The 20,365-nt window shown below is 73.8% G+C and carries 18 protein-coding genes; 16 read left to right on the top strand and 2 right to left on the bottom strand.

Annotated features, from left to right (window positions below):
* The first annotated feature begins 200 nt into the window (after positions 1–200).
* From tsf to ACFVN3_RS08910, 11 genes are all read left to right on the top strand, one after another.
* A complete protein-coding gene (gene tsf / locus ACFVN3_RS08860) occupies positions 201–1,040 on the top strand; it encodes a translation elongation factor Ts (RefSeq protein WP_378232424.1) in 840 nt (279 codons plus the stop codon).
* Positions 1,041–1,199: 159 nt separating this feature from the next.
* Entirely contained in the window at positions 1,200–1,955 is a 756-nt protein-coding gene (pyrH, locus tag ACFVN3_RS08865) for a UMP kinase (protein ID WP_378232425.1), read from the top strand.
* A gap of 69 nt (positions 1,956–2,024) precedes the next feature.
* Positions 2,025–2,582 (top strand): ribosome recycling factor, encoded by a 558-nt coding sequence (gene frr / locus ACFVN3_RS08870; protein ID WP_277515627.1) that lies wholly within the window; start codon positions 2,025–2,027, stop codon positions 2,580–2,582.
* A gap of 32 nt (positions 2,583–2,614) precedes the next feature.
* Positions 2,615–3,472 carry a phosphatidate cytidylyltransferase gene (locus tag ACFVN3_RS08875; protein WP_378232426.1) on the top strand — a complete coding sequence of 286 codons (858 nt, stop codon included), beginning with the start codon at positions 2,615–2,617 and terminating at the stop codon, positions 3,470–3,472.
* Between the two features lie 125 nt (positions 3,473–3,597).
* A complete protein-coding gene (gene rlmN, locus ACFVN3_RS08880; RefSeq protein WP_047232700.1) occupies positions 3,598–4,689 on the top strand; it encodes a 23S rRNA (adenine(2503)-C(2))-methyltransferase RlmN in 1,092 nt (363 codons plus the stop codon).
* A complete protein-coding gene (locus ACFVN3_RS08885) occupies positions 4,686–5,237 on the top strand; it encodes a DivIVA domain-containing protein (RefSeq protein WP_378232428.1) in 552 nt (183 codons plus the stop codon). The genes rlmN and ACFVN3_RS08885 overlap by 4 nt, the downstream gene beginning before the upstream one ends.
* A 25-nt stretch (positions 5,238–5,262) precedes the next feature.
* Entirely contained in the window at positions 5,263–6,024 is a 762-nt protein-coding gene (locus ACFVN3_RS08890; RefSeq protein WP_378232429.1) for a class I SAM-dependent methyltransferase, read from the top strand.
* A gap of 58 nt (positions 6,025–6,082) precedes the next feature.
* Entirely contained in the window at positions 6,083–7,282 is a 1,200-nt protein-coding gene (dxr, locus tag ACFVN3_RS08895) for a 1-deoxy-D-xylulose-5-phosphate reductoisomerase (RefSeq protein ID WP_378232431.1), read from the top strand.
* 55 nt (positions 7,283–7,337) lie between these two features.
* On the top strand, positions 7,338–8,648 hold the full coding sequence (locus ACFVN3_RS08900; RefSeq protein WP_378232432.1) for a M50 family metallopeptidase: 1,311 nt from the start codon (positions 7,338–7,340) through the stop codon (positions 8,646–8,648).
* Between the two features lie 218 nt (positions 8,649–8,866).
* Complete coding sequence (ispG, locus tag ACFVN3_RS08905) at positions 8,867–10,006, top strand: flavodoxin-dependent (E)-4-hydroxy-3-methylbut-2-enyl-diphosphate synthase (RefSeq protein WP_021482273.1); 1,140 nt, start codon at positions 8,867–8,869, stop codon at positions 10,004–10,006.
* A gap of 7 nt (positions 10,007–10,013) precedes the next feature.
* On the top strand, positions 10,014–10,976 hold the full coding sequence (locus ACFVN3_RS08910) for a GNAT family N-acetyltransferase (RefSeq protein ID WP_378232433.1): 963 nt from the start codon (positions 10,014–10,016) through the stop codon (positions 10,974–10,976).
* A 16-nt stretch (positions 10,977–10,992) separates the two neighbouring features.
* Here the strand turns inward: ACFVN3_RS08910 and ACFVN3_RS08915 are convergent, their stop codons facing one another.
* Entirely contained in the window at positions 10,993–11,916 is a 924-nt protein-coding gene (locus ACFVN3_RS08915) for an Fpg/Nei family DNA glycosylase (RefSeq protein WP_378232434.1), read from the bottom strand.
* A gap of 33 nt (positions 11,917–11,949) precedes the next feature.
* Here ACFVN3_RS08915 and ACFVN3_RS08920 point away from each other — a divergent pair, with 33 nt between their 5' ends.
* Complete coding sequence (locus ACFVN3_RS08920; protein ID WP_378232435.1) at positions 11,950–13,818, top strand: proline--tRNA ligase; 1,869 nt, start codon at positions 11,950–11,952, stop codon at positions 13,816–13,818.
* A gap of 138 nt (positions 13,819–13,956) precedes the next feature.
* Here ACFVN3_RS08920 and ACFVN3_RS08925 read toward each other — a convergent pair whose 3' ends face one another.
* The gene (locus tag ACFVN3_RS08925; protein ID WP_378232436.1) at positions 13,957–15,057 is read right to left on the bottom strand and encodes a DUF4439 domain-containing protein; all 1,101 of its coding nucleotides are present in this window, start codon (positions 15,055–15,057) and stop codon (positions 13,957–13,959) included.
* Positions 15,058–15,207: 150 nt separating this feature from the next.
* On the opposite strand from ACFVN3_RS08925, the gene rimP reads away from it, so the two are divergent.
* From rimP to infB, 4 genes are all read left to right on the top strand, one after another.
* Entirely contained in the window at positions 15,208–15,810 is a 603-nt protein-coding gene (rimP, locus tag ACFVN3_RS08930) for a ribosome maturation factor RimP (protein WP_378232437.1), read from the top strand.
* A gap of 2 nt (positions 15,811–15,812) precedes the next feature.
* Positions 15,813–16,874 carry a transcription termination factor NusA gene (nusA, locus tag ACFVN3_RS08935; protein WP_378232438.1) on the top strand — a complete coding sequence of 354 codons (1,062 nt, stop codon included), beginning with the start codon at positions 15,813–15,815 and terminating at the stop codon, positions 16,872–16,874.
* A gap of 81 nt (positions 16,875–16,955) precedes the next feature.
* Positions 16,956–17,279 carry a YlxR family protein gene (locus ACFVN3_RS08940; RefSeq protein WP_378232439.1) on the top strand — a complete coding sequence of 108 codons (324 nt, stop codon included), beginning with the start codon at positions 16,956–16,958 and terminating at the stop codon, positions 17,277–17,279.
* A 155-nt stretch (positions 17,280–17,434) separates the two neighbouring features.
* Positions 17,435–20,308, top strand: a complete 2,874-nt coding sequence (infB, locus tag ACFVN3_RS08945) for a translation initiation factor IF-2 (RefSeq protein ID WP_378232440.1) — start codon at positions 17,435–17,437, stop codon at positions 20,306–20,308.
* Positions 20,309–20,365 lie beyond the last annotated feature (57 nt).

Raw genomic sequence — 20,365 nt, forward strand, 5'->3', positions numbered from 1 at the left:
GGGGGGCGGGGGGGCCGCGGGGGGGGGGGCGGGGGCCCCCCCCCCCGCCCCCCCCTACCCCCGGGCCGCCGGGGGGGGGGGGGGGGGCCCCCCCCCCCCCACCCCGTGCCGTCCCACCGGCGCACACCGGGCACCGCCGCGGTGCCCCTGCACGTACCCGTGACGAAGAACCCGTGACGAACCACGAGTGAGGAACCACCATGGCGAACTACACCGCCGCTGACATCAAGGCGCTGCGCGAGCGCACCGGCGCCGGCATGCTCGACGTCAAGAAGGCTCTCGACGAGGCGGACGGCGACGCGGACAAGGCGCTCGAGCTCATCCGCGTCAAGGGTCTGAAGGGCGTCGCCAAGCGCGAGGGCCGCTCGACCTCCGAGGGCCTCATCGCCGTCGACATCCGCGACACCGAGGGTGGCCAGGTCGCGACGCTCATCGAGCTGAACTCCGAGACGGACTTCGTCGCCAAGAACGAGACGTTCATCTCCCTCGCGGACCGCGTCCTCAAGGCCGCGGCCGAGGCCGGTGCGCGCGACGCCGACGCGGCGCTCGCCGCGGACGCCGACGGCGAGACCGTCCAGCAGGTCATCGACAACCAGGCCGCGACGCTCGGCGAGAAGATCGTCCTGCGCCGCGTGACCCGCGTCGCGGGCGAGCGCGTCACCGCGTACCTGCACCGCACCGCGCGCGACCTGCCGCCGTCGATCGGCGTCGTCGTCGCCACGGACGCCGCGGGCGAGGCCGTCGCGAAGGACGTCGCGCAGCACGTCGCCGCGATGTCCCCGACGTACCTCTCGCGCGACGAGGTCCCGGCCGACACGGTCGAGAACGAGCGCCGCATCGCGGAGGAGACCTCGCGCAACGAGGGCAAGCCCGAGGCCGCGCTGCCGAAGATCGTCGAGGGTCGCCTGAACGGCTTCTTCAAGGACGTCGTCCTCGTCGACCAGCCGCTCGCGAAGGACCCGAAGAAGACGGTCGGCCAGGTCGTCTCCGAGGCCGGTGGCTCCATCACCGAGTTCGTGCGGTACCGCGTCGGCGCCTGACGCCCCCGTCGGCCCGGTCCCGTCGCCCGTGCGGCGACGGGACCGGGCCGACCGCGCACCCGGCCCCGGGCGCGCGACGACCGGCGTCGTGCCGCACCATCGGGTGGGACGACGGCGGAGCAGGACCACCCCGCCCCACCGGGCCAGGACGAAGGACAGGTGTCGACAGTGACGGCAGGCGAGCAGACCACGCCCCGCGAGGGGACCGAGCACCGGCGGGTGCTCCTCAAGCTGTCGGGCGAGACGTTCGGCGGCGGGCAGATCGGTCTGGCGCCCGACGTCGTCCAGCGCGTCGCCCAGGAGATCGCGGCTGCGGTCGCCCAGGGCGTGCAGGTCGCCATCGTCGTCGGCGGCGGGAACTTCTTCCGCGGCGCCGAGCTCTCCCAGCGGGGGCTCGACCGCGCGCGCGCCGACTACATGGGCATGCTCGGCACCGTCATGAACTGCCTCGCCCTCCAGGACTTCCTCGAGCAGGCGGGGGTGAAGACGCGCGTGCAGACCGCCATCACCATGGGCCAGGTCGCCGAGCCGTACATCCCGCTGCGGGCGATCCGCCACCTCGAGAAGGGCCGCGTCGTCATCTTCGGCGCCGGCGCCGGCATGCCCTACTTCTCGACCGACACGGTCTCCGTGCAGCGCGCCCTCGAGACGCACTGCCAGGAGGTCCTCATGGGCAAGAACGGCGTGGACGGCGTGTACACGGCCGACCCGCGCAAGGACCCCTCGGCGACGAAGCTCGACCACCTCACGTACACCGACGCGCTCGTCAACGACCTCGGGGTCATGGACGCGACGGCGCTGAGCCTGTGCCGGGACAACGACGTGCGGATGCGCGTCTTCGGCATGAGCGAGCCGGGGAACGTCACCCGTGCCCTGGTCGGCGAGAATATTGGCACACTGGTCACGACCGACTGACCTCGGTGCGCCGGTGACCCCGGCCGCGACCGCACGGACCGACCCACGACGAACGACGAAGGAGCACTGGTGATCGACGAGACCCTCCTCGAGGCCGAGGAGAAGATGGACAAGGCCGTCGAGGTGGCCAAGGAGGACTTCGCCGCGATCCGCACGGGCCGTGCGAACGCCGCGATGTTCAACAAGATCACGGTCGACTACTACGGTGCGCCGACGCCGTTGCAGCAGCTCGCGTCGTTCACGGTGACCGAGGCGCGCACGATCCTCGTCTCCCCGTTCGACAAGAGCTCGATCACGGCGGTCGAGAAGTCGCTGCGCGACTCCGACCTCGGCGTGAACCCGTCGAACGACGGCAACGTCATCCGCGTCGTGCTGCCCGCCCTCACGGAGGAGCGTCGCCGTGACTTCGTGAAGCTCGCGAAGTCGAAGGCCGAGGACTCGCGCGTCTCGATCCGCAACGTGCGTCGTCGGGCCAAGGAGGAGCTGGACCGCATCGCGCGCGACGGCGAGGCCGGCGAGGACGAGGTCGGGCGCGCCGAGAAGGAGCTCGAGTCCCTCACCAAGGCGCACGTGGACCAGGTCGACGTGCTGCTCGCGGGCAAGGAGAGCGAGCTGCTCGAGGTCTGAGCGCCTCGTCCGGCGAGCTCCTCCACGCACCGATGACCGACACCTCTCCGACGGCCGCCGGCGACAGCACCTCCGCGGCGCGCGCCCCCAAGGCGGGCCGCAACCTCCCCGTGGCGATCGCGGTGGGCCTCGGCCTGCTCGCGCTCGTCGCGGCGAGCCTCGCCTTCCGGCCCGAGTTCTTCGTGCTGCTCGCGACCGTGGCGGTCGGCGCCGCGCTGTGGGAGCTCGCCCAGGCGTTCAAGCGCCGCGAGCTGCACCTCCCGCTTCTCCCGCTCCTCGTGGGCACGGTGGGCATCCTCGTCTCCTCGTACTACTCGGGCCCCGAGGCGCTGCTCGTCTCCTTCATGCTCACGGTCGCGGGCGCCGTCGTGTGGCGGGTCATCGACGGGTCGGGGACCGCCGCGGTGCGCGACGCCGCCGCGGCGACGTTCGCGGCGGCATACCTGCCGTTCATGGCCGGCTTCGTCATGCTCATGCTCGCCGCCCCCGACGGGCGTGTCCGGGTCCTGATCTTCATCCTGCTCGCCGTCGCGAACGACGTCGGCGGCTACGTCGCGGGCGTCCTGTTCGGGCGCCACCCGCTGGCCCCCTCGGTGAGCCCCAAGAAGTCCTGGGAAGGGCTGGCGGGCTCGTTCGTGCTCGCGACCGCGGTCGGCGTGGTCGGGGCCGTGGTGGGCCTCGGGGCGAGTCCCCTCCTGGGCGTCGCGCTCGGCGTCCTCGCCCCGCTCACCGCCACGATCGGCGACCTCGCCGAGTCGATGATCAAGCGCGACCTAGAATTGAAGGACATGGGGTCGCTCCTGCCCGGTCACGGAGGCATCCTGGACCGGCTCGACTCCATGCTCCTCACCGCCCCGTTCGTGTACGTGCTCCTCGCGCTCGCCGTCTGACAGCCGTCCGACGACCCGCTCGCACCGCGGTGCGAACCGTCCGCACGACCCCCCCACGCTTGGACCTCCTCATGACCGTCCGTTCCGTCCGCCCGTCCGCGGAGTCGAAGCCGCTCCCGCTCGTCATGACCGCGCCCCGGCGCGGCAAGCCGCCGCGCCACTTCGCCGACCTCGCACCCGAGGAGGTGCGCGACGTCGTCGTCGAGCTGGGGGAGAAGCCGTTCCGGGCCAAGCAGCTCGCGACGCACTACTACGCGCACCTCACGCGCGACCCCGAGGCGATGACGGACCTGCCGAAGGCGACGCGCGACGTGCTCACGGACGCGCTCTTCCCGCCGCTGCTCACCGCGGCGCGTCGCATGGAGGCCGACGGCGGGACGACCGTCAAGACGCTGTGGCACCTCTTCGACGGCGCCAAGGTCGAGTCGGTCCTCATGCGGTACCCGCAGCGCTCGACGCTGTGCGTCTCGAGCCAGGCGGGCTGCGGCATGGCGTGCCCGTTCTGCGCGACCGGGCAGCTCGGCCTCACGCGCAACCTGTCCGTCGCCGAGATCGTCGAGCAGGTGCGTTCCGCGGCCCGCTCGCTCGCGGACGGGGAGATCCCCGGCGGCGCGACCCGGCTCAACAACCTCGTGTTCATGGGCATGGGCGAGCCGCTCGCCAACTACAAGGCCGTCATGGGCACCGTGCGCCGCCTCGTCGCACCGGCGCCGGACGGTCTCGGCATGTCGGCGCGCAACATCACCGTCTCGACGGTCGGGCTCGTCCCGGCGATGCGCAAGCTCGCCGACGAGGGGATCCCGGTGACGCTCGCGCTGTCGCTGCACGCCCCCGACGACGACCTGCGCAGCGAGCTCGTGCCGATCAACACGCGGTGGAGCGTCGACGAGACCCTCGACGCGGCGCGGCACTACTTCGAGGTCACGGGCCGCCGCGTGAGCATCGAGTACGCGCTCATCAAGGACATGAACGACCACGCGTGGCGCGCCGACCTGCTCGGCGAGAAGCTCAACGCGCGCGGCCGCGGCTGGGTGCACGTCAACCCGATCCCGCTCAACCCGACCCCGGGCTCGATCTGGACGGCCAGCGACCCTGCCGTCGAGGCGGAGTTCGTGGCACGATTGCGCGGGCACGGGATCCCGACGACGATCCGTGACACCCGCGGCAGCGACATCGACGGCGCCTGCGGGCAGCTCGCTGCAGAGGAGGACGAGTGAGTTCGCTGTTCACCACGGTCGGCAAGACCCGGAACGGGTACGACCCCGAGGAGGTCGACGACTTCTTCGAGCACGCCCGTGACGTGTACGAGGGCCGGGTCCCGGAGCGCCTGACGAGCACCGAGATCCAGGCGTCGGTCTTCGACCTGGTCCGCGGTGGCTACGACACGCACGAGGTGGACGCGGCGCTGGACCGTCTCGAGGGCGCGTTCATCGCGCGCCAGCGCGCCGAGTACGTGGCAGCGCACGGCCAGCAGGCCTGGATGAACGCGCTCGCGGAGCGCGCCCGGTCGCTCTACGGTCGCCTGGGCCGCCCGGACGGCGAGAAGTTCGCGCTGGCGGAGCGTGGCAAGCCCGCGTACGACGTCGACGACGTGGACGACCTGTGCGACCGGCTCGTCGCCTACTTCGACCGGCAGGTGCCGATCACGGCGGCGGAGATCCGCTCCGCGACGTTCGGCCGCGCACGCGGTCGCGACGGGTACGCGGAGGGTGCGGTCGACGCGTTCTTCGCCCGCGCGATCGAGGTCCTGCTCGGCGTCGAGTGACGACGCCCCGCCCGTCCCGACCCGCGTGAGCCTCGACCCCCGGGCGTCCTCGAACCCGCTGGTCCGGCGCGCGGCGTCGTGGCTGAGCGACGTCAACGCCCGGCACCCCTGGAACCACAACGAGCACTACCACGGCTGGGTCGGGCGCCGCGTGCCCCGCGACGCCCGGGTCGTGCTCGACGTGGGCTGCGGTGCTGGCGTCCTCCTCGGCAGGCTCCGTCGCCGGGCGGACGAGGTCCACGGGATCGACGCCGACGCCGGCATGGTCGCCCAGGCCCGCGCGCGGCACGCCGCGGACCCCGCCGTCACGGTGCGGCTGCTGAGGTTCGACGACGTCCGCTCGCCCGACGACGTCCGCTCGCCCGACGGGTCCGACCCACCGGGACGCCTGGAGGGTCTGGGCGGCCCCGGAGGCGGTGGCTACGACGCGGTGACGATGGTCGCGGTGCTGCACCACCTCGACCTCGACGAAGCGCTCCGGCGCGCCGGCAGCCTGCTCGCCCCGGGCGGGCGCCTGCTCGTCGTCGGGCTCGCGCGCGTGGCGTCGGCACGCGACCTCGCGGTCGACGTCGCGTCCGCGTTCCTCAACCCGCTCGTGGGCCTCGTGAAGCACCCCCGTCGAGCCCGGCCCGGCGACACCGGGCCCGACGCGCCGGGCATGCCCGTGCGGGACCCGCAGCACTCCGTCGACGAGGTCGCGCGCACGGCCCGGACCCTCCTGCCCGGCGCGCGCGTCCGCCGTCGGCTCTTCTTCCGGTACACGCTCGACTGGACCGCCCCGCGCTGACCGGGCCACGACCGGCGCGGTGCCCGCGCACCGTCCGCGGCCTGGAAGGATGGGAGCCATGCCCGACAGTCCCGCTCGCACCCCCCGCACCGTGACGATCCTCGGCTCGACCGGGTCGATCGGCACGCAGGCGATCGACGTCGTCCGGACGCATCCGGACCGGTTCCGCGTCGAGGCGCTCTCGGCGGGCGGGGGCGACGTCGACCTGCTCGCGCGTCAGGCCGCAGATCTCGGGGTGCGTGCGGTCGGGGTCGCGGACGAGAGCCGGGCGACGGCGCTCGAGGCGGCGCTGGTCAGGGCGGTGTCCGGCCGAGGGGACATCCCTGAGGTGCTCGCCGGACCCGACGCCGCGGCCGAGCTCGCCGGCCGGGGGAGCGACGTCGTCCTCAACGGCGTCTCGGGCTCCGTCGGCCTCGGCCCGACGCTCGCCGCGCTGCGTGCGGGGTCGACGCTCGCGCTCGCGAACAAGGAGTCGCTCGTCGCGGGGGGTGCGCTCGTGCGCGCCGCCCAGCAGCGCTCCGACCAGATCGTCCCGGTGGACTCCGAGCACTCGGCGATCGCGCAGTGCCTGCGCTCCGGGACGCGCGCCGAGGTGCGCCGGCTGATCCTCACCGCCTCCGGAGGCCCCTTCCGCGGCTGGGACGCCGACGCGGTCAAGACGGCGACGGTCGAGCAGGCGCTCGCGCACCCGACCTGGGCCATGGGGCCGGTCGTCACCGTGAACTCCGCGAGCCTCATGAACAAGGGCCTCGAGCTCATCGAGGCACACCTGCTCTTCGACGTCCCCGCCGACGACATCACCGTCGTCGTGCACCCGCAGTCCGTGGTGCACTCGATGGTCGAGTTCCTCGACGGCTCGACGATCGCGCAGGCGTCGCCCCCGGACATGCGCCTGCCCATCGCGCTGGGGCTGTCGTGGCCCGACCGGCTCGACCCGGTGACCCCGCCGTGCGACTGGACGGCCGCGACGTCGTGGACGTTCGAGCCGCTCGACGAGGCCGCGTTCCCGGCCGTGAACCTCGCGCGCGCGGCCGTCGCGGCGAGCGCGACGCACCCGGCCGTGTACAACGCGGCCAACGAGGAGGCCGTCGCGGCGTTCCTCAGCGGACGCGCAGGTTTCGGTGACATCGTGACGACGGTCGAGCGCGTGCTCGCGGCGCACGACGGAACCCCCGCGGACGCCGTGACGTTGGACGACGTGGCGGAGGCCGAGAGCTGGGCGCGCGCCCGCGCGCACGAGATCCTGGACCGCCGGTGACGAGCAACCGTCCGGGCGCGTCGAGCACCCGGGCCGAGAAGGAGCAGAGGGAACGATGGCGACGCTGATCGGCATCCTCGTGATCGTGGTCGGGATCGTCGTCTCGATCGCGCTGCACGAGGTCGGGCACATGGTGCCCGCGAAGAGGTTCGGCGTCCGGGTGAGCCAATACATGGTCGGGTTCGGCCCGACCCTGTGGTCGCGTACCAAGGGCGAGACCGAGTACGGGTTCAAGGCGATCCCGCTCGGCGGCTACGTCCGCCTCGTCGGCATGTACCCGCCGGCGCCCGCCGGCGCCCGGCCGCGGGGCAACGGCTTCTTCTCGCAGGTCGTCGCCGACGCGCGCGACGCGAGCACCGAGGAGATCCGTCCCGGCGAGGAGCACCGGGCCTTCTACAACCTCTCCGCGCCCAAGAAGGTCGTCGTCATGCTCGGCGGCCCGTTCATGAACCTCCTCATCGCGTTCGTGCTCATGGCGATCGTGTGCGTCGGCATCGGCCTGCCCGCGATCACGACGACCGTGGGCTCCGTCTCCGCGTGCGTCCCGTCGGTCGTCGCGACCGAGCAGGAGGAGTGCGCCGCCACCGCCGACCCGTCGCCCGCGGCCGCCGCTGGCCTGGAGCCGGGCGACACGGTCGTGTCGTTCGACGGCGAGGAGGTCACCTCCTGGGACCAGCTCTCCGGCATGATCCGCGGATCGGCCGGGCAGGCGACGCCCGTCGTCGTCGAGCGCGACGGCGAGCAGGTCGACCTCACCATCACGCCGGTCGACGTCGAGCGCCAGGTCGTCGCCGAGGACGGGACGCCCGTCGTGGACGACTCCGGAGACCCGGTGACCGAGCCCGCCGGGTTCGTCGGCTTCACCCCGACGGTCGAGCGGCAGTCCACCGGCATCGGCGTCGCCGCCGAGGCCACGTGGCAGCAGGTGTCCGGCACCGCGGGGATCATCGTCACCCTCCCCGTCAAGGTCTACGAGGCCGCCCAGGCCGCGTTCACCGACGCGCCGCGCGGGCAGGACTCCGTGATGAGCGTCGTCGGGGTCGGGCGGGTCGCCGTGGACGTCGCCGGGGCCGAGAGCCCGGTCCTCGACCGCGTCGTCACGATGCTCATGCTGCTCGCGGCGCTCAACGTCGCGCTGTTCGTGTTCAACCTCATCCCGCTCCTGCCGCTCGACGGCGGGCACGTCGTCAACGCCCTCTACGAGGGGGCCAAGCGCACGGTCGCGCGCGTCCGCGGCCTCCCGCGCCCCGGCCCGGCGGACCTCGCCCGGATGATGCCCGTCGCGTACGTCATGTTCGTCGTCCTCGTCGGCGTGGGCGCGCTCCTCATCCTCGCCGACATCATCGACCCCGTCCGCCTCACGTAGCCGGCCGCGCCCGTGAGGGAGAACCTCCGGTCGCGGCGGAGGACGCGGCGCGTCCTGTCTCGTGACCGGAGGCTCTCCCTCGGTGAGAGGCGTGCGTGGAGGGGGCGCGAAGATGTGCCGGAGCCGCCGGGAAGGTGACGACCCGGACAGGTCCGACGTGCGGCGTCGGACGGCGGGCGGGGGATACTAGGGGCGTGAGCGTACCCATCAGTCTCGGAATGCCTGCCGCCCCGCCGCCGGTCCTCGCCCCGCGACGCAAGAGCCGCAAGATCAAGGTCGGCAAGGTGGACGTCGGCGGCGACGCCCCGATCAGCGTCCAGTCGATGACGACGACGCCGACGACGGACATCAACGCGACGCTCCAGCAGATCGCGGAGCTCACGGCGTCGGGCTGCGACATCGTGCGCGTCGCGGTGCCCAGCGCGGACGACGCGCTCGCGCTGCCGGCGATCGCCAAGAAGTCGCAGATCCCGGTGATCGCGGACATCCACTTCCAGCCCAAGTACGTGTTCGCCGCGATCGACGCGGGCTGCGCCGCGGTGCGCGTGAACCCGGGCAACATCCGCAAGTTCGACGACCAGGTCAAGGAGATCGCGAAGGCGGCGTCGGACGCGGGCGTGTCGCTGCGCATCGGCGTGAACGCCGGCTCGCTCGACCCGCGCCTGCTCGCGAAGTACGGCAAGGCGACGCCCGAGGCGCTCGTCGAGTCGGCCGTGTGGGAGGCGTCGCTGTTCGAGGAGCACGGCTTCCACGACTTCAAGATCTCGGTGAAGCACAACGACCCGGTCGTCATGGTCCGGGCGTACGAGCTGCTCGCCGAGGCGGGGGACTGGCCGCTGCACCTCGGCGTGACCGAGGCCGGCCCGGCGTTCCAGGGCACGATCAAGTCGGCGACGGCGTTCGGCGCGCTGCTGAGCAAGGGCATCGGCGACACGATCCGCGTCTCGCTGTCCGCGCCCCCGGTCGAGGAGGTCAAGGTCGGCAACCAGATCCTCCAGGCGCTCAACCTGCGCCCGCGCAAGCTCGAGATCGTCTCCTGCCCCTCGTGCGGGCGCGCGCAGGTGGACGTGTACACGCTCGCGGAGAAGGTCACCGCCGGGCTCGAGGGCATGGAGGTGCCGCTGCGCGTCGCGGTCATGGGCTGCGTCGTCAACGGCCCGGGCGAGGCGCGCGAGGCGGACCTCGGGGTCGCGTCGGGCAACGGCAAGGGGCAGATCTTCGTCAAGGGCGAGGTCGTCAAGACGGTGCCGGAGTCGCTGATCGTGGAGACGCTCATCGAGGAGGCGCTGCGCATCGCGGAGACCATGACGCCGGAGAACGACGCGCAGGCCGGCCCGCCGGTCGTCACGGTCGGCTGACGGTCCGGTGGCCCGCTGGCGTCCGTCCGTCCCGGCCCTGAGGCCGCGGGCGCGCGGGGAGGCTGGTGACGGCGAGCACGCCCGTGCGCGCGTCCTCGTCGACGCGGACGTCCCGGCGGCGCTGGCGGTGTGCGCGGGCGACCCGGTCGCCTCCACGCTCGCGGCCGCGCGGCTCGCGGTCGCGCAGCACGCGGGCCTGCACGCGGCGGGGGGCCAGGCCTGGGGTTTCCCGGCCGTCGGCCCGCTCGAGGCGGTGTGCTGGGCCGGTGCCAACCTCGTGCCGGTCGTCCCGGCGTCGCTCGAGCCCGACCGGGCGCGCGTGGCGGTCGCGGCGTTCGCGGTGCTCGCGCGGCATGCGGGGCGACGGTCGTCGTCGGTCGTGGGCGAGCGCGACGCCGTCCTCGCGCTGTGGGAGCTGCTCGCGCCGCACTGGCCGTCGCCGCGCGAGATCCGGGCGAACCAGCCGTCGCTGGCGATCGACCGCGAGCCCGATGTCGAGCCCGACCCCGGGGTGCGCCGCTCCGTCCCCGCCGAGGTCCCGGTCGTCCTGCCGGCGTGCGTGCGCATGTTCACCGAGGAGGTGGGCTACTCGCCGGTGGAGGGCGGGGGCCGCGCCTACGAGGAGCGCGTGCGGTCGCTCGTGCTCGCGGGCCGCTCGTTCGTGCGGATCGCGGTGAGCGCCGGCGCGCCGCACGTCGTCTTCAAGGCGGAGCTCGGCGCGGTGACGCCGCTCGTCGCGCAGGTGCAGGGCGTGTGGGTCGACCCGCGGTACCGCGGACAGGGCCTGGCCGCGCCGGGGATGGCCGCCGTCGTGCACCTCGCCCGCCAGGGCACCCCGGCCGACGTCGCGCGTCGCGTCGCCCCGCCGGTCGTCTCGCTGTACGTCAACGACTACAACACCCGCGCGCTCGCGACGTACCGTCGCGTCGGGTTCGAGCAGGTCGGTACCTACGCCACGGTGCTCTTCTGAGGGCTCGCGACCGGCGCTACTTGAGCAGGCGCGACATCCGGCGGTCGGCGAGCACCTGACCGCCCGTCTGGCACGTGGCGCAGTACTGGAGGCTGCGGTCGGCGAAGCTCACCTCGCGCACGGTGTCCCCGCACACGGGGCACGGCAGGCCGGTGCGCCCGTGGACGCGCATCCCGGCGCGCTTGGCGTCCTTGAGCTCGGCGGCCGGCTTGCCCGACGACGCCGCGACGGCCTCGGCGAGCACCTCGCCCACGGCGGCGTGCACCCGGGCGACCTCGTCCGGCGTGAACGAACGCGTGAGCTTGAAGGGGCTCGTGCGCGCGGCGTGGAGGATGTCGTCGGAGTAGGCGTTGCCGATCCCGGCGATCGACGACTGGTCGCGCAGCAGCCCCTTGACCTGCTGGTTGCGCGCGGTCATGAGCGCGCCGAGGGCCTCGGGCGTGAAGCCCGGGTCGAACGGCTCGATCCCGAGCGTCTCGACGGCGCGGACCTCCTCGGGGTGCCGCACGACGTGCACCGCGAGCCGTTTGCGCGTCCCGGCCTCCGTGAGGTCGAACCCCGAGCCGTCGTCGAACCGCACGCGCAGCGCGAGCACCGCGGCCTTCCCGCCGCCGCTCCCGCCGAGCCGGGGCCGCACGGGCGTCGTCGGCGCCTTCTCCGACCACCGCAGCCACCCGGCCCGGGCGAGGTGGAAGACGAGGTGGACCTCGTCGTCGGGCCCCGGCGCGGGCGGGCCGCCCGCGGGCTGCGCGAGGACGAGGTCGAGCCACTTGCCGTGCCGTCGAGCGCCCGTCACGACCCGCCCGACGAGCGCGGCGACGGGCGGGTCGAAGGTCTTGAGCGCGGCGATCTGGGCGACGTCGGCGGCGACGACGGTGCGGCCGGTCGCGCGGTCGTCGAGGAACCGGACCAGGGCCTCGACCTCGGGCAGCTCGGGCATGGGGACATCCTCCCCGCCGGTAGGGTGGGGCGCATGTCTTCCGTCACGTCCGGCGCGCCCGCCGCGGCCTCCACCCGCGTCCGGGGCGCCGACCTCCTGCGCCTGTCCACCCTGTTCGTCCGGACGCTGCGCGAGGACCCGGCCGACGCCGAGGTCGCGAGCCACAAGCTCCTCGTGCGAGCGGGCTACATCCGCCGTGCCGCCCCCGGCATCTACACCTGGCTCCCGCTCGGCCTGCGCGTGCTGCGCAAGGTCGAGGACGTGGTCCGTGAGGAGATGGCTGCGGCGGGCGCGCAGGAGGTGCACTTCCCGGCGCTGCTGCCCAAGGAGCCGTACGAGGCGACGGGCCGCTGGACGGAGTACGGGCCCAACATCTTCCGGCTCAAGGACCGCAAGGAGGGCGACTACCTCCTCGCGCCGACGCACGAGGAGATGTTCACGCTCCTCGTCAAGGACCTGTACTCGTCGTACAAGGACCTGCCGCTGACGATCTACCAGATCCAGACCAAGTACCGCGACGAGGCGCGTCCGCGCGCGGGTCTCATCCGCGGGCGCGAGTTCGTCATGAAGGACGCGTACTCGTTCGACACCACGGACGAGGGTCTCGAGCGCTCGTACGAGGCGCAGCGCGCGGCGTACCGACGCATCTTCGACCGGCTCGGGCTCGAGTACGTGATCGTGGCCGCGACGTCGGGCGCGATGGGTGGCTCGCGCTCCGAGGAGTTCCTCACCCCGACGCCGATCGGCGAGGACACGTTCGTTCGCTCGCCCGGCGGGTACGCGGCGAACGTCGAGGCGGTCGTGACCCCCGTCCCGGAGGACGTCGACTACGCCGACGCGCCCGCGGCGCACGTCGAGGACACCCCGGACACCCCGACGATCGACTCGCTCGTCGCCCTCTCGAACGACCGCTTCCCGCGCCCCGACCGTGCGTGGACCGCGGCGGACACGCTGAAGAACGTCGTGCTCGCGCTCACGCACCCCGACGGCCGCCGTGAGGTCGTCGTCGTCGGGCTGCCCGGCGACCGCGAGGTGGACCTCAAGCGCGTCGGCGCGGCGTTCGAGCCGGCCGAGGTCGAGCCCGCGACGGACGCCGACTTCGCTGCGCACCCCGAGCTCGTCAAGGGGTACATCGGCCCGCAGGCGCTCGGCCCGAACGTCCGCCGCGACGTGCCCGCGGACGTCGCCGAGGGCGAGGTGCCCGAGCGGCACTCCGTGCGCTACCTGCTCGACCCGCGCGTCGTCGCGGGCACGCGCTGGATCACCGGCGCGAACGAGCCGGGTCGGCACGTGTTCGACCTCGTCGCCGAGCGTGACTTCTCGGCCGACGGCACGGTCGAGGCCGCCGAGGTGCGCGCGGGCGACCTCGCGCCCGACGGGTCGGGTCCGCTCGAGCTCGCGCGCGGCATCGAGATCGGCCACATCTTCGCGCTCGGCCGCAAGTACGCCCAGGCGCTCGGGCTCACCGTGCTCGACGAGAACGGCAAGCAGGTCGTCGTGACCATGGGGTCGTACGGCATCGGCGTGACGCGCGTCCTCGCGGCGCTCGCGGAGGCCAACCACGACGACGCCGGGCTCGCGTGGCCCGCGCACGTCGCGCCCGCGCACGTGCACGTCCTCGCGACGGGCAAGGACGCGAGCGTGTTCGACGCGGCCGAGCGCCTCGCGAACGAGCTCGCCGCCCGCGGCATCGAGGTGGTCTACGACGACCGCCCCAAGGTCTCGCCCGGGGTGAAGTTCAAGGACGCCGAGCTCCTCGGCGTGCCGCTGCTGCTCATCGTGGGCCGTGGTCTCGCCGACGGCGTCGTCGAGGTCCGCCCGCGCGCGGGCGAGGCGGTCCCGGTCGCGGTCGAGGACGCCGTCGAGCACGTCACGGCGCGGGTGGCCGAGCTCCTCGGCTGACACGACGTGGCGTCGGAGGCGCCCCCGGTCCGGGTTCGGGCCGGGGGCGCCTCGTCGTCGCGGGCCGTCGTGGAGCGGGACGGTCGAGCGCGAGCCGGAGCCGTGGGCCCGAGCCCGTCCGGCAGGGACGGGGGCGGCTCAGCCGGCCGCCTGCTCCGGGAGTCCGGGGAACGCGACCGGCGCCTCGCCCCACGCGACCGCGCTCGCCCACGCGTCGACGAGGAGTGCGACCGCCCCGGCCCGGGACGTGGGCGCGGCGGCGGCGACGAGGCTCGCGTACGTCTGCGCGAGGCCCGACTCGACCTGGCGCGCGAGGACGGCGACGTCCGCGTCGTCCGGCAGCACGTAGGCGACGCGACGGGGTTCCTGCGCGGTGCCGTCCGTCCCGGCCGCGAGGGCCCAGGCCTGGCCGCGGGCCCGGTGCTCGGCCGCGCGCGCGACCGCTGCCGTCCGCGCGTCGTCCTCGGACTGCGCCGCGCGCACCTCGTACGCGTACCCGGCGGCGTCCTCCGTCTCGACGAGCGTCGCGAGGTCCGCGGCGCCGATCCCGGCCGGTGCCTCCTCGACGGGCGGGGCCGTCGTCACGAGCACGTCCGCGGAGGTCGACCCGGTGAGCGCGGCGAGGCGCTGCGCCGAGACGTGCTCCGAGGCGGCGACGGACGCGAGGAGCCGGGCGAGCCCGGCGTCCGTCGCCGCGTCGGCCGAGGAGCCCGTGCGCTGCGCGGCCTCGACGAGCGCGACGACGACGTCGTCGGTCGTCGCGGCGCCGGGCTCGTCCGCCGCGACGTCGTCCTCCGTGCCGTCCTCCTCGGTGCCACCCGCGTCGGCCGGCTCGTCCGTGTCGTCCGCCGGGGCGGTCGACGTGGTGTCGCCCGCCGGGAGGTCGAGGTCGTCCAGGCCGGAGTCGTAGACCCCGCCGAGGGCGTCCGCGTGCTGCTCCGCGAACGCGGCTGCCTCCTCGAGCGCCGCGAGGGTGGCCGGGTCGGTCACGCTCGGCGTGACGTCCGCCACGAGGTCGGCCACCGCGAGGGCGTCGTCCACCGCGCCGGCGCGCAGCACCTCGACGGCGTCGGGCGAGGGCTCGGTGGGGGGCGGTGTCTCCAGCCGGACGCCGCACCCCGCCGCCAGGACGCCGGTCGCGAGCACCGTCACGGCCGCGAGCAGCCGCCCGCCGGGCCGGGGCGTCCGGCGCGGGCGGGTACGGGTGGCGGTGGGAACCGCGGTCGCGTGGGGACTCATCGGGGGCGATGATGTCACGTCCGGGGTCCGTGAGTCGTTAGGCTGGTCCCCGGTCGAACGTCCCGACGAGCGGATCGTCGGGAGATCCCGAGACAACAACACACCGGTCGTCTTCCGTACCCGGCGTGGGACACGGACAGGAGCTGAGTCATGGCAGGGCAGACGGGCGGTCAGCCCGGCAAGGCACCCGGAGGCGACGCGGCCACGCACGCGCTCCGCGAGAGCGTGCGCGAGGCCATCGAGCCGGTGGTCGTGGACGCGGGTCTGCACCTCGAGGACGTCACGGTGTCGCGCGCCGGCGCCCGGTCCGTGGTGCGCGTCGTGCTCGACCTCCCCGACGACGTCGAGGGGAACCTCGACCTCGACACGGTGGCGGAGGCGACGCGCCCGATCTCCACGGCGCTCGACGCGGTGGACCCGCTCCACGGTGCGTACACGCTCGAGGTCTCGACGCCCGGCACCGACCGCCCGCTCACCGAGCCCCGCCACTTCCGGCGCGCCCGCGGTCGTCTCGTGCGCCTCGTGCTCGCCGACGGCGGCACGGTCGAGGGGCGCCTGCGGTCCGGGTCCGAGGTCGACCCCGACCTCGTCCTGGACGTGACCGGCACGCGTGGTGCCGTGACGGAGCGCGTCGTGCCCCTGGCCGACGTGGTCCGCGGGCAGGTGCAGGTGGAGCTCAAGCGCGCCCTCGAGGCGGACCTGCCCGAGCTCGACGAGACCGACGACACGACCGCCCGCGACGAGGAGGCCTGACGATGGACGTGGACATGAGCGCGCTGCGCCTGCTGGAGCGCGAGAGGGACATCAGCCTCGACGTCCTGGTCGCCGCGATCGAGCAGGCCCTGCTGTCGGCCTACCACCGCACCCCGGACGCGTACTCGCGCGCCCGGGTCGAGCTCGACCGCAAGAGCGGGCACGTCACGGTGTGGGCGCGCGAGGAGCTGCCCGCTCCGGAGACCGACGACGAGGACGCCCCGCGCGGCCCGGTCGAGTACGGCCCCGAGTTCGACCACACGCCCGCCGACTTCGGCCGGATCGCGACGTCGACCGCGCGCCAGGTCATCGTCCAGCGCCTGCGCGACGCGGAGGACGACCAGATCCTCGGCACGTTCCGCGGCAAGGAGGGCGAGGTCCTCGCGGGCGTCATCCAGCAGGGGCGCGACCCGCGTGTCGTGCTGGTCGACGTCGGCGGCACGGAGGCCGTGCTCCCGCCGCACGAGCAGGTGCCGACGGAGGAGTACGTGCACGGCGAGCGCCTGCGCGCGTACGTGCTCGAGGTCGCCCGGGGAATGAAGGGCGCGCAGATCACGTTGAGCCGGACGCACCCGAACCTCGTGCGCAAGCTGTTCGAGCTCGAGGTTCCCGAGGTCGCCGACGGGTCGGTGGAGATCACCGCCATCGCCCGCGAGGCCGGGCACCGCACCAAGGTCGCGGTGCGCTCTCGCGTCCCGGGGCTCGGGGCCAAGGGCGCCTGCATCGGCCCCATGGGCTCGCGCGTGCGCGCCGTCATGGCGGAGCTGCACGGCGAGAAGATCGACATCGTCGACCACAGCGACGACCCGGCGCAGTTCGTCGCGAACGCGCTGTCGCCGGCTCGTGTGTCGTCCGTCACGGTCGTCGACGAGGTCGCCCGCGCCGCGCGCGTCGTGGTCCCGGACTTCCAGCTCTCCCTCGCGATCGGCAAGGAAGGGCAGAACGCCCGCCTGGCCGCGAAGCTCACGGGGTGGCGGATCGACATCCGCTCGGACGAGGGCGGCGCTCCCGCGGAGGGGTCCGACCGTGACGCCGCCGCAGGTCCCCGCGCCGGGGACCGGTAGTCGTCGGGAGTGGGACGGTCACGGATGACGGGACGGCGCGGTAGACTGTCCTCGACCGGGCCGCGCGCCCGCACCTCGACCATGCCCCAGGACACCACGACCCGCCCCGTCGACACGGGCTCGGGTCCTGTCCGCACGTGCGTCGGATGCCGGGAGCGCGACCTGCGGTCAGCTCTCCTCCGTCTGGTCCTCGACCGGTCCGGTGCGAGCACCGACGAGCCCCGGCTCGTGGTGGACGCCGGACGGTCGCTGCCGGGTCGCGGTGCGTGGCTCCACGCGTCGACCCGGTGCCTCGAGACGGCGGAACGCCGGCGGGCCGTCCCGCGGGCCCTGCGCGTCGCCGGGCCCCTCGACCTCGCCGCGGTCCGCACCGCGATCGAGGCGCCGCCGGGAGAGCAGGTCTGAGCCATGCGTCACGGCCCCTCCCGGGGGCCGCACTGCACGACACGTCGACAAGGAAGCGGGTTAGAAGCCGATGGGCACCCGATGAGTACCCAGCGATGAGCACCCAGCACTAACGACGGTCCTCCCTGTCCGGGGCGGACCGAGACAGGAGAGTTGTGGCAAAGGTCCGCGTCTACGAGCTCGCGAAGGAGCTCGGGGTGGAGAGCAAGACCATCATGACCAAGCTGACGGAGCTCGGTGAGTTCGTCCGCTCGGCATCCTCGACCATCGAGCCACCGGTGGTCCGTAAGCTGCGCGACGCCTTCCCCGCCGGGGGCGGCGGCGCGAGCAAGCCCGCGGCGGCACCCGCCGCCGCGCGCCCGGCCGCGCCCAAGCCGGCCCCGAAGCCCGAGGTGAAGGCCGCTCCGGCCGCGCCCCAGGCGGAGGCGCTCGCGCCCCAGCCGGCGGCACCCGCCCCGGCGAAGGCCGAGCCCGCGAAGGCGTCCCAGGCTCCGGCACCCGCCGCGCCGGCACCGAAGGCACCGGCGCCCCAGGCCCCCGCGGCCGAGCGTCCCGCGCCGGCCCAGAAGCCCACCGCCACGCCCAAGCCGGGTGGCGGCACCAACGCGCCCGCGCCCCGTCCCGGCGGTACGAGCGCTCGCCCCGGCGCCCCGCGCCCGGGCAACAACCCGTTCGCCACCAGCCAGGGCATGCCCCGGCAGGGCGGCGGACCGCGCCCGGGGGCCCCGCGCCCGGGCAACAACCCGTTCGCGCCGAGCCAGGGCATGCCCCGGCCCGGCTCACGTCCCGAGCGCACCGAGGGTGCCGCGGCGGGGTCCGGCGAGCGTCCGGGCGGCCCCCGTCCGGGCGGCCCCCGTCCTGCTCCGCGCCCCGGCGGCCCGCGCCCGAACCCGGGCATGATGCCCGGTCGCACCTCGATCGGTCGTCCCGGTGAGCGTCCTGCTCCCGGCGGTCGTCCCGGTGGTGGCGGCGGCGGTCGTGGCGGTGGCGGCGGCTTCGCCGGTCGCCCCGGCGGCGGTGGCGCTCCCGGCGGTGGCGGCGGCTTCGCCGGTCGCCCCGGTGGCGGCGGTCGCGGCGGCGCGGGTCGTGGTTCCACGCAGGGCGCCTTCGGGCGCGCCGGCGGACGTCCCGTCCGTGGGCGCAAGTCGAAGCGCGCGAAGCGCCAGGAGTTCGAGCAGATGCAGGCGCCGTCGCTCGGCGGCGTGCAGGTTCCCCGCGGCAACGGCAAGACCGTCGTCCGCCTGCGTCACGGCTCGTCCCTGAACGACTTCGCCGACAAGATCGACGCGAACCCCGCGAGCCTCGTCACGGTGCTCTTCCACCTCGGTGAGATGGCGACCGCGACCCAGTCGCTCGACGAGGACACGTTCGGCACGCTCGCGGCCGAGCTCGGCTACGTCATCGAGATGGTCTCGGCCGAGGAGGAGGACCGCGAGCTGCTCGGGTCCTTCGACATCGACCTGGACGCGGAGCTCGAGGCCGAGGGCGACGACGAGCTCACGGCTCGTCCGCCGGTCGTCACCGTCATGGGCCACGTCGACCACGGAAAGACCAAGCTCCTCGACGCGATCCGCCAGACGGACGTCGTCGCGGGCGAGGCCGGCGGCATCACCCAGCACATCGGTGCGTACCAGGTGCGTCACGAGCACGAGGGCAACGAGCGTGCCATCACCTTCATCGACACCCCGGGTCACGAGGCGTTCACCGCCATGCGTGCCCGCGGTGCGCAGGTGACGGACATCGCGATCCTCGTCGTGGCCGCGGACGACGGCGTGATGCCGCAGACCATCGAGGCGCTGAACCACGCCCAGGCGGCGAACGTGCCGATCGTGGTCGCGGTGAACAAGGTGGACAAGGAGGGGGCCAACCCCGCCAAGATCCGCCAGCAGCTCACCGAGTACAACCTGGTGGCCGAGGAGTACGGCGGCGACACGATGTTCGTCGACGTGTCCGCGAAGCAGAACATGGGCATCGACGACCTCCTCGAGGCCGTCCTGCTCACGGCCGACGCCTCGCTCGACCTGCGCGCGAACCCGGACAAGGACGCGCGCGGTGTCGCCATCGAGGCGAACCTCGACAAGGGCCGCGGTGCCGTGGCGACCGTCCTGGTCCAGTCCGGCACGCTGCACGTCGGTGACGCGATCGTCGCCGGCACGGCCCACGGCCGCGTCCGCGCGATGTTCGACGAGCACGGCAACGCCGTGACCGAGGCGGGCCCCGCCCGTCCGGTCCTCGTGCTGGGTCTCGCGTCCGTGCCGAGCGCGGGCGACACGTTCCTCGTGGCGCCCGACGAGCGCACGGCACGCCAGATCGCCGAGAAGCGCGAGGCCGCCGAGCGTGCCGCCCTCCTGGCCAAGCGCCGCAAGCGCATCAGCCTCGAGGACTTCACGCAGGCGCTCCAGCAGGGCAAGGTCGAGACCCTCAACCTCGTCCTCAAGGGCGACGTGTCCGGTGCCGTCGAGGCCCTCGAGGACGCGCTGCTCAAGATCGACGTGGGCGACGAGGTCGAGCTGCGCGTCATCCACCGCGGTGTCGGTGCGATCACGCAGAACGACGTCAACCTCGCGACGGTCGACAACGCGATCATCATCGGCTTCAACGTGAAGTACGGCGAGCGCGTCGAGGACCTGGCCGAGCGCGAGGGCGTCGACGTCCGCTTCTACTCGATCATCTACCAGGCGATCGAGGACGTGGAGGCCGCGCTCAAGGGCATGCTCAAGCCGGAGTACGAGGAGGCCCAGCTGGGCACGGCGGAGATCCGCGAGATCTTCCGTTCCTCCAAGTTCGGCAACATCGCCGGTTCGATCGTCCGGTCGGGCGAGATCCGCCGCAACGCCAAGGCGCGCGTCCTGCGCGACGGCAAGATCGTCGGGGACAACCTCACGGTCGAGTCGCTCAAGCGGTTCAAGGACGACGCCACCGAGGTCCGCGAGGGCTTCGAGTGCGGTATCGGACTGGGCTCGTTCAACGACCTCCAGGTCGGCGACACCATCGAGACGTTCGAGATGCGGGAGAAGCCGCGTTCCTGACGCTCGTCACGCCCGGGGGCGGTCACGGTTCGTGGCCGCCCCCGGGCGTTCGTCTCC

The sequence above is a fragment of the Cellulosimicrobium sp. NPDC057862 genome (assembly GCF_042797035.1).
Taxonomy (GTDB): domain Bacteria; phylum Actinomycetota; class Actinomycetes; order Actinomycetales; family Cellulomonadaceae; genus Cellulosimicrobium.

What these genes read in the sequence shown, in the direction of transcription:
- tsf (WP_378232424.1), top strand. Translation starts at nt 201, where the DNA reads ATGGCGAACTACACCGCCGCTGACATCAAGGCGCTGCGCGAGCGCACC.
- ACFVN3_RS08915 (WP_378232434.1), bottom strand. Translation starts at nt 11,916, where the DNA reads ATGCCCGAGCTGCCCGAGGTCGAGGCCCTGGTCCGGTTCCTCGACGAC.
- ispG (WP_021482273.1), top strand. Translation starts at nt 8,867, where the DNA reads ATGCCTGCCGCCCCGCCGCCGGTCCTCGCCCCGCGACGCAAGAGCCGC.
- nusA (WP_378232438.1), top strand. Translation starts at nt 15,813, where the DNA reads ATGGACGTGGACATGAGCGCGCTGCGCCTGCTGGAGCGCGAGAGGGAC.
- ACFVN3_RS08925 (WP_378232436.1), bottom strand. Translation starts at nt 15,057, where the DNA reads ATGAGTCCCCACGCGACCGCGGTTCCCACCGCCACCCGTACCCGCCCG.
- dxr (WP_378232431.1), top strand. Translation starts at nt 6,083, where the DNA reads ATGCCCGACAGTCCCGCTCGCACCCCCCGCACCGTGACGATCCTCGGC.
- ACFVN3_RS08875 (WP_378232426.1), top strand. Translation starts at nt 2,615, where the DNA reads ATGACCGACACCTCTCCGACGGCCGCCGGCGACAGCACCTCCGCGGCG.
- ACFVN3_RS08940 (WP_378232439.1), top strand. Translation starts at nt 16,956, where the DNA reads ATGCCCCAGGACACCACGACCCGCCCCGTCGACACGGGCTCGGGTCCT.
- ACFVN3_RS08920 (WP_378232435.1), top strand. Translation starts at nt 11,950, where the DNA reads ATGTCTTCCGTCACGTCCGGCGCGCCCGCCGCGGCCTCCACCCGCGTC.
- ACFVN3_RS08900 (WP_378232432.1), top strand. Translation starts at nt 7,338, where the DNA reads ATGGCGACGCTGATCGGCATCCTCGTGATCGTGGTCGGGATCGTCGTC.
- rimP (WP_378232437.1), top strand. Translation starts at nt 15,208, where the DNA reads ATGGCAGGGCAGACGGGCGGTCAGCCCGGCAAGGCACCCGGAGGCGAC.
- rlmN (WP_047232700.1), top strand. Translation starts at nt 3,598, where the DNA reads ATGACCGCGCCCCGGCGCGGCAAGCCGCCGCGCCACTTCGCCGACCTC.